At 68.1% G+C, this 4,487-nt stretch carries 4 protein-coding genes and 2 tRNA genes; 4 read left to right on the forward strand and 2 right to left on the reverse strand.

The window, feature by feature from the left end; genetic code table 11:
* Nucleotides 1-13: 13 nt before the first annotated feature.
* Nucleotides 14-85, reverse strand: a tRNA-Gly gene (locus V6M46_RS13125).
* 81 nt (nt 86-166) lie between these two features.
* Here V6M46_RS13125 and V6M46_RS13130 point away from each other — a divergent pair.
* Together V6M46_RS13130 and V6M46_RS13135 are read left to right on the forward strand one after the other, a co-directional pair.
* Nucleotides 167-1,000 carry an aminotransferase class IV gene (locus V6M46_RS13130; protein ID WP_332665835.1) on the forward strand — a complete coding sequence of 278 codons (834 nt, stop codon included), beginning with the start codon at nt 167-169 and terminating at the stop codon, nt 998-1,000.
* Nucleotides 1,001-1,054: 54 nt separating this feature from the next.
* Nucleotides 1,055-1,126: transfer RNA gene (locus V6M46_RS13135), tRNA-Val, on the forward strand.
* Nucleotides 1,127-1,216: 90 nt separating this feature from the next.
* On the opposite strand, the gene V6M46_RS13140 is transcribed toward V6M46_RS13135, so the two are convergent.
* The gene (locus V6M46_RS13140; RefSeq protein ID WP_332665837.1) at nt 1,217-2,392 is read right to left on the reverse strand and encodes a DUF4185 domain-containing protein; all 1,176 of its coding nucleotides are present in this window, start codon (nt 2,390-2,392) and stop codon (nt 1,217-1,219) included.
* 35 nt (nt 2,393-2,427) lie between these two features.
* Between V6M46_RS13140 and V6M46_RS13145 the strand changes: the two genes are divergently transcribed.
* Both V6M46_RS13145 and V6M46_RS13150 read left to right on the forward strand, forming a co-directional pair.
* Nucleotides 2,428-3,396 carry a hypothetical protein gene (locus V6M46_RS13145; RefSeq protein WP_332665840.1) on the forward strand — a complete coding sequence of 323 codons (969 nt, stop codon included), beginning with the start codon at nt 2,428-2,430 and terminating at the stop codon, nt 3,394-3,396.
* Nucleotides 3,397-3,528: 132 nt separating this feature from the next.
* Nucleotides 3,529-4,487 (forward strand): site-2 protease family protein (locus V6M46_RS13150; RefSeq protein WP_332665843.1); only part of this gene is annotated, 959 nt, incomplete at its 3' end.

The raw sequence follows: 4,487 nt of genomic DNA on the forward strand, positions 1-4,487 counted from the left end.
AGACCCGCTTCCGAGCGGACAACGAGATTCGAACTCGCGACCCTCACCTTGGCAAGGTGATGCTCTACCACTGAGCTATGTCCGCACTGCCTCAACTTGAGGCAACACGAGACTTTAGCCGATTCGTGCAGCCGAACCCAAACCGGGGTCGGGGTAGCGTGGCGGCATGAAGACATGGCTGAACGGCGACCTCCTGCAATCCCCGGAAGCACCGTCCATCAGTGCCCTCGACCACGGCATCATCGTGGGCGACGGTGTGTTCGAAACCATCAAGATCGAGGGTGGACAACCGTTCGCGCTGACCCGGCACCTCGACCGTCTCGTGCGTTCGGCGGAAGGCCTCGGGATCGGCAAGCCGGACGTCGGCGCGATCCGCGAGGGCGTCGCCGCGACGATCGAGGGCCAGGACCTGCCGTTCGGTCGTGTCCGGGTGACCGTGACGTCCGGGCGCGGACCGCTGGGATCGCCGCGGGGCAGCTCTGGACTGACACAGGTCGTCATCACGGAGCCGTGCGAGCGTCCGCCGTCGGTCAGCGCCATCGCGACCGTGCCGTGGCCCAGAAACGAGCGTGGAGCGCTGGCCGGCCTCAAGACGACGTCCTACGCCGAGAACGCCCTGATGGTCGAGCACGCCCTCGGCCGGGGCGCCTCAGAGGCCGTCATGCCCAACACGGCCGGGATGCTGTGCGAGGGGACGGGATCCAACATCTTCTACGTTGTCGGCGAGCAGCTCATCACGCCGACGCTCGAAGCCGGCCCCCTCGCGGGCGTCACCCGCGCCCTGGTGCTCGAGTGGTGCTCCGGAGAGCTTGACGTGATCGAGCGCGACGCACCGATCGACGTACTCCAGACGGCTGACGAGGTGATCCTCGTCGGCACCACCCGCGACGTGCAGGGCATCTCGCGCGTCGACGACCGTGAGATCGCCGCGCCAGGGCCCGTGACGCGCAAGGCCCAGGAGATCTGGGCCCGCGAGGCGGCCAAGGACATTGATCCCTAGACCGGCCTCGTTCGGAGCCCTTACGGTCGATGGGTTAAGGTTTCTGACGCACCCGGGCGATTGGCGCAGTGGTAGCGCGCTTCGTTCACACCGAAGAGGTCACTGGTTCGAACCCAGTATCGCCCACCCACCGAGTATGGCCCTTGACCAGCAGAAATGCGGTCAGGGGCCTTTCCCGTGGCGCTGACGGGTTGACCCGCGTCCAGACGGCGAACATCACCGGGGCAGGTCGACGCGCAGGAATCGGGGTCTGTACAGGAACGGATTGTTGGCGACCTCGCCGAGGTCGGTGCTGTTCTGGCTGTACGACACCACGACCGAGCCCTTCTCGGGGAGGAGGTCGGGATGCGCGAGCGGCATGTAGCGCAGGGTCCCGGACGCGATGTCTGAAGGGATCTCTGCAACGGATGGGCCCTCGGTGAAGGGTCCCGTGGGGCTCGGCGACGACCAGACGACCAGGTGGGAGCCGAGGAACTCATCCTGCTTGCTGACGGCGTACCAACGACCGTCCTGCTCGAACACGCTCAGGGTCTGGGACACGCCGCCTTCCGCGGGGATCAGCGTGGCGGCCTTCGCGGCCGAGCGTTGCCAGCTGGAGCCGCTCCAGTAGCGCCACTTCGATGTCGCCAGGATGTCGTTGGGGCGTACGCGTGCGACCTGCAGCGAGTAGCCGAAGACGCCCTTCTTCTGCGGGTTGGCCGTGCCGTAGAGATAGACCCAGCCGTCGTGCACGGCCGACGCGGCACCCCAGGTCGGCCGCGTGGTCCCGTCGTGGTCGGGGCCGATGTCCTTGACGGTCAGGAGCTGTGGAGTCTGACCACGGACCACGATGAACAACGCGATCGCGGGGCCGAGGTTCCTGAACGCGAACGCGCCGTCAGGCGTGCCGCTGCTGCGTACGCGTTGGGCCGCGATTCCGACGAGGTCGTAGCCCGTACGTTCGACCTTCGCGATCGACATGGGCCAGTATCCGACGCCGTCGTCCCGGTCGGGGATCAGAGCGCCGTGATCTGCCGGGAGGACGACGTTGGCGCAGCGTTCCTGGAAGACCAGCATCGAGTTGCGCACGAACCGCTGACCGTCGAAGTCTTGCGATCGCAAGGTGTCGCCGAAGACCCACAGCCGTCGGCCGTCCTGCAGCAGCACGTCCGCGCCGACATCGGCGCCCTGGAACTCCGAACCTCCGCGCACCTTCGTCACAAGCCGGTTCATCCCTTCGACCGACGTGACGGGTTCGATCGGTACGCAACGCGTCTCCGCCGCGAGCTCGGCCGGCGGTACCGGCTCGTCGGCCGCCTCAGGAGCGAGCGCCACGGCGGCGAACATCGCGGCGGCGGCGGGCACCGTCACCAGCGCGACACGAAGGCGCCACGGTAGCCGGCGGGAGATCATGTCCTCACGGTTTCACACAGTTAGTGTCAGGGATCATGGGACGACGGCGGATCGGTGCGGTGCTCGCGCTCGGGCTGCTGCAGGTCGTCGTCGTGATCTCGTTGGCGTTGGCCGCACCATCGGACCACCCGCACGAGGCTCCGGTCCGCCTGGTGGCTCCGCCGGTCGTCGCCACGGCGATGATCGCGCGTACGAACTCGGACCGCGCGCTCGAGGCGCGTGTGCTGGCGACGGCGGAGGAGGCTCGCGACAGTGTCCGTGCGGGCCACAGCGTCGCTGCCGTCGTCGTCGACCTCCGCGGTGAGCAGGACACGCTCTATGTCGCCGGGGCGAACGGCAGCGCGCTCAACCGTGACCTCCGCGAGCGGGTCGAGCGCATCGAGAGGTCCTTCGGGCGGGACGTCGTCGTCCGTGATCTGGTGCCGGCGCGCGCCGGCGATGCCGACCATCGTGGTGTGTACGTGATCGCCGCGTTGTGCAGTGTCCTGGGGTTTGTCGTCGCCCTCGTCGTGACCTGGCTGCGGGGTCCCATGGAGCAGACGCTGGTGCTCGGAGCGCGGCGAGTCGCGGCATCCGCAGCCGTCGCGCTCACTCTCGGTGGTCTGGTCGGCGCCGGCGCATCGCTTCGGTACGACGAGGGGTTCCTCATGTGGTGGGCGATCGCCGCGCTCACGGTGTTGGTCGGCACGTTGACGACGCTTGCGCTCGAGAGCGTCTTCGGTGTACTCGGCATCGGAGTGGCGACGACGCTGTTCGTGCTGGCTGCGGCCCCACTCGTACGCCTGACGCACCCGCTGTTGCTGCCCGAACCGTGGGCGACCATCACGCCGTGGCTGCCGCACGGTGCGGCGCTGGACGCCGGGACGGCACAGGCGTACTTCGGCGGGCCCGAGCTCCGCTCGCTGCTGATCGCGATCGTGTGGACGATGCTCTCGATCCTGACGATGATCGTGGCACGCCGCGAACGGGCACGGAGGTTCGGTGCGGCACCGCGCCAACCGTGAGCGTGCCCGCGCCGGGACTCGACCCAAATGTCGCGGGACGAATGCCCCTGTTCGGCGCTGACACCGCGCGTTTGACTGCCCCCGAGATGACAGCGATGCGCGCACGGGGGAGCGCCGGACGAGGACGATCTGATGACGAGACAGACACACCCGAACGGCCACCCTGACCGGAAACAGCGAACGAAGGAGGGAGGGCTGTCGACGAGCATCCCACTGGGTCACTGGGGTGGGATCGAGGTCGACGCCCACTGGTCAGTCCTCTTCACGGTGGTGCTGTTCGCGGCAGTCCTGGCGACGGGCACCTTGCCGGAGGCGCATCCGGGCGACACCCGGACGGCATACTGGCTGGTTGCCGTCGGCACCTCCGTCGTCTTCTTCGTGACCCTCCTCGCTCACGAGCTCGCGCACGCTCTGGTGGCTCGCGCCTACGGGATGAAGGTCGAGCGGATCACGCTCTGGTTGCTCGGTGGGGTGTCCGAGCTCGGCAGCCCGAGCCCGACCGCACGTGCTGATGCGCTCGTGGCGCTCGCGGGTCCGGCGACGAGCCTGGGCATCGGCGCTGTCGGCCTCATCCTTGCGGCGGTGGTCGGGACCTCGGGTCTGGCGGGTACTGCGCTGGTCTGGCTGGCGTCGATCAGCATCGGGCTCGCCGTGTTCAACCTGCTTCCCGGGGCTCCGCTCGACGGTGGTCGGGTGCTGAGGGCAGTGGTGTGGTGGCGTGGAAAGGACCGGGACCGCGCTGCTCTCGTCGCCGCGCGCTCGGGACGCGTCGTCGGCTATGCCCTCATCGCTCTGGGCCTGTTCAACGTGATTGCCGGATTCCCAACGGGTCTGTGGCTCGCCCTTGTCGGTTGGTTCATCGTCAGTGGCGCCGACGCCGAGCGGGCGGCAGTCGGTGATGAGCACCTGTCCGAGCTGAAGGCCTCAGATGTCATGACACCCACGCCTGTCCTCGCACCTGCTTGGTGGACCGTCCAGCAATTCGTCGCACACCTGTCGCCGGGGCAGATCGCAGCCGAGGTCTTTCCCGTGGTGGACCTCGACGGGCACACCTCCGGTGTCTTCACCCTGGCCGACCTCGAGGCGATTCC

The sequence above is a fragment of the Aeromicrobium sp. genome, assembly GCF_036676885.1.
In the GTDB taxonomy this organism is placed as follows: Bacteria; Actinomycetota; Actinomycetes; order Propionibacteriales; family Nocardioidaceae; genus Aeromicrobium.

What these genes read in the sequence shown, in the direction of transcription:
- V6M46_RS13140 (WP_332665837.1), bottom strand. Translation starts at nt 2,392, where the DNA reads ATGATCTCCCGCCGGCTACCGTGGCGCCTTCGTGTCGCGCTGGTGACG.
- V6M46_RS13130 (WP_332665835.1), top strand. Translation starts at nt 167, where the DNA reads ATGAAGACATGGCTGAACGGCGACCTCCTGCAATCCCCGGAAGCACCG.
- V6M46_RS13145 (WP_332665840.1), top strand. Translation starts at nt 2,428, where the DNA reads ATGGGACGACGGCGGATCGGTGCGGTGCTCGCGCTCGGGCTGCTGCAG.